We start from the raw sequence: 2,803 nt of genomic DNA, 5'->3' as shown, positions 1-2,803 counted from the left end.
GGCACCGCAGGTGGCATCCGCTTCCACGCCGGCACCGCCACCGGCTGCTCCCTTGCCCGCTGCAGCACCCGCCCAACCGGCGCCTGCAGCGGCTGAAGCTGCACCACCGCCAGCCGCACCGGCGACGGCCCGCCGCGAATCCGACGGGCCGGGATTGACGGTCGTGTTGCGCCAGGTGCAGACGGTGTTTGCGCAGCAGGGCGCTTCCAACCTGGTGGCTGTCGATACCGAGGCGGGGAAAATTACGCTGAAAGAGGGGGCATTCCGTCGCGGCAGTGCTTGTGTGGAGCCGGAAGCACGGGCCGCGTTTGCGCAGGTCGAGGAGCGGATTGCGGAGTATTTGCAGCAGCATCCGGCGGGCCGCATCTATGTGGAAGGCCATACGGATGACAAGCCGGTGAAGGCCCCGGTGACTGATGTGCGCGCGTATTGCACGGTCTACGATGACAACTTCACGCTGTCGGCGGCGCGTGCCCGCGAAGCGCGCTTGCTGCTGATCGGGCGCAGTGCGCCGGAAGCGGCGCGCCGCGTGATCGTGGCGGGGTATGGGGATTCGCAACCGCTGCCGGGGCTGGCAGCCAGTGATGAACGCAACCGGCGGGTGGAGGTGCGGTTCGTCAATGGGGGGGAGAGGAATTGAGCTGAGGTTGTAACGATGTGCACGTTGCGATCAGCTCGGTTTTGTTTTTCTGTTTTTGTGTTATCAGCTGGCGTGATGGGTTGTGTTGATTCAAGTCTGTGAAAGTGATGACAGTGAATCCAGGCGGGCGCAATCCCATCGGCCATCAAGGGCGGCCTGGTAGAGCATGCCCAGGGTGATTGGTGGCCTGTCGTAGGAAGCCCGCTTTTTCTTCGAGATCAGCAGCAGGAAAATCTCAAGTGGACTGAAGCCTTCGGGGACAAAATAGTGATCAAAATTGTAGTCCCCGAAGTCGATGGAGAATTCTTTAAAGAAGTGCTCCATGAAATCTTCAGCCTCATCGCCGGTAACATCAAGATCGTCGTCAAGTTGAGTATCGCGGGTCAGTTGCTTTTTAGGGCTAGTGGCATTTTCCTTGCGGACCCAAGCTTCCAATCTTTCCCAAGCGATAGCGCGTATCACAAGACCTTGTCTTCCGTTCTGACCCGGCGATTATAGTTCGCAACGGAACGGCTCTTGATCGACGCGACGTTATGGGCCGACACAGCATACCCGACCAGGGGAAGGGCACGACCGACGCACTTGCCGATATTCTTTGTCATCAGCGTGTTCAGCGCTTTGATGCTTTGGTTATTGAGCGTGGGAAGAATCTTCCTTTTCAAGTCGCAGTTGAGAGATCTGCGTCCCACGATGGACGCCACCGATGTCTGTTTCGTGGCGCCGGAAGGCTTGTTTCTGCCGGGAATCCGATGTCGACCGGCGAGAGCAGCGGCCGCGGCACTGACATCGTCTACGCCAAACTCTTTGCACGTTTCATCGATGAAGACGTAGAAGAGCAGTTCGTTAGGGGAAAGTTGGGTATGCAGGCCAAAGCTGTAGGTGTTGTCCATGATTGTCGTTTTCGCTTGTTAAGGGGAGGGATTGCTCATCAAACCGCGATCAGACTGCTTGCCAAGTGCTGAGTTCTAAAGCCTGCACCAAGAGGTAAGCGAGTATCGTCAAAGTCGATCTCGTGAGTTGTGCTGGTTCTTTGGGTCCACGCCAGGATTGACTCAGTTGCTGGAGACTGTGCCGGCAACGAATCAGTTTGCTGCAGGTGATATGGGCGCGGATGCGGGCCTGAGGAAGAGCAAGCCGAGCAAGCCAAAGAATGTTGGCGCAGAAACGAAAAATACCAACAAAGCTTGCGTTATGTTCGACTCGATCGCCGGCGGGAAACCTGGCTACGTCTGGAGCCTAGGTGCGCAGGCGGGCTCGCAGTCTTGTTAGATTTGGGAAGGAAAAATAATGAAAAGAATAGATGCAGTCGTTTTGTGATTAATATTCCGGGCCAACAATGGCTTTAAGAGTGCAGCAAGTTAAAGAACGGATTTCTAAATTTAATTAGGAGGATGAATCTATGCCGGAAAACAATTTTACGCGTCTTGTTTCTGTTCTTCATGTAAGTGATTTCGACGAAGCCGTTGAATGGTACGCCAAATGGCTTGGGCGCAAGCCAGACATCACACCTGGTAAGGGAATCGCCGAATGGCAGCTGGTAGAAAATGCTTTGATTCAAGTTTCAGTTGCCCCTGACCCGAGCCTTGCAGGTAAATCATTTGTAGCTTGCTGTGTTCGCGATATCGAGACACAGAGATTGGTGTGTCAAAACGCTGGTGTTACCGTTAGCGAAATACAGGACCTGGGATTCATCAAGCTTGCGCAGCTTAGCGATCCAGCCGGAAACACCGTGATGTTCGTCCAGGAAATGTAGGACAGGTCACAGTACGTGAAGACGAATTCTGGATGGTATTTAGCCCTGACGCCAGAATTGCTGGTGCCCCATGATTTAAGGCACAGCCAAGGCACGACGATGCTTATTTCCATCATGGTGAACCCACCCAACTTGTCGACGCATATCCGCACGTGACCATTCGATGCCGGTAACGTTTGTTATTCGCAGGTCGATGGCATGGCTGAAAGCAGCCATATCGGAAAGATGTTCGGGGAGTTCGTAAATTAGCGCTTCTTGCGATTCGAGGAGGGGGAGCGGAATAAGGCTAATTGAAACCAGCAGGCACGAGCAGAGGGGTTTCTGCAGCAGAAACGAAAAACGCCAACCCGAAGGTTGGCGTTTTCTATAACTTGGTGGCCCGGGGCGGAATCGAACCACCGACACAAGGA

General features: G+C 54.7%; 4 protein-coding genes and 1 pseudogene. 2 read left to right on the top strand and 3 right to left on the bottom strand.

Annotated elements, in window-relative coordinates; all coding sequences use genetic code 11:
- Positions 1-10 precede the first annotated feature (10 nt).
- Positions 11-640, top strand: coding sequence for an OmpA/MotB family protein (locus tag B3873_RS08765; protein ID WP_286865340.1), 630 nt, complete (start codon positions 11-13; stop codon positions 638-640).
- A gap of 90 nt (positions 641-730) precedes the next feature.
- On the opposite strand, the gene B3873_RS08760 is transcribed toward B3873_RS08765, so the two are convergent.
- On the bottom strand, positions 731-1,075 hold the full coding sequence (locus B3873_RS08760; protein ID WP_286865338.1) for a DUF1493 family protein: 345 nt from the start codon (positions 1,073-1,075) through the stop codon (positions 731-733).
- Between the two features lie 23 nt (positions 1,076-1,098).
- Positions 1,099-1,530 (bottom strand): STM2901 family protein, encoded by a 432-nt coding sequence (locus B3873_RS08755; protein WP_286865337.1) that lies wholly within the window; start codon positions 1,528-1,530, stop codon positions 1,099-1,101.
- A gap of 509 nt (positions 1,531-2,039) precedes the next feature.
- Here B3873_RS08755 and B3873_RS08750 point away from each other — a divergent pair.
- The gene (locus tag B3873_RS08750) at positions 2,040-2,393 is read left to right on the top strand and encodes a VOC family protein (protein WP_286865334.1); all 354 of its coding nucleotides are present in this window, start codon (positions 2,040-2,042) and stop codon (positions 2,391-2,393) included.
- A 75-nt stretch (positions 2,394-2,468) separates the two neighbouring features.
- On the opposite strand, the pseudogene B3873_RS08745 reads toward B3873_RS08750, so the two are convergent.
- Positions 2,469-2,803 (bottom strand): annotated as a pseudogene (locus B3873_RS08745) (hypothetical protein); the annotation flags it as partial.

This window comes from Herbaspirillum sp. UBA812 (assembly GCF_002296545.1).
Classification (GTDB): Bacteria; Pseudomonadota; Gammaproteobacteria; order Burkholderiales; family Burkholderiaceae_D; genus Herbaspirillum; species Herbaspirillum huttiense.
Note: the sequence above shows the minus strand (reverse complement) of the source record. Positions and strands in the feature narration are given on the sequence as shown.

What these genes read in the sequence shown, in the direction of transcription:
- B3873_RS08755 (WP_286865337.1), bottom strand. Translation starts at nt 1,530, where the DNA reads ATGGACAACACCTACAGCTTTGGCCTGCATACCCAACTTTCCCCTAAC.
- B3873_RS08750 (WP_286865334.1), top strand. Translation starts at nt 2,040, where the DNA reads ATGCCGGAAAACAATTTTACGCGTCTTGTTTCTGTTCTTCATGTAAGT.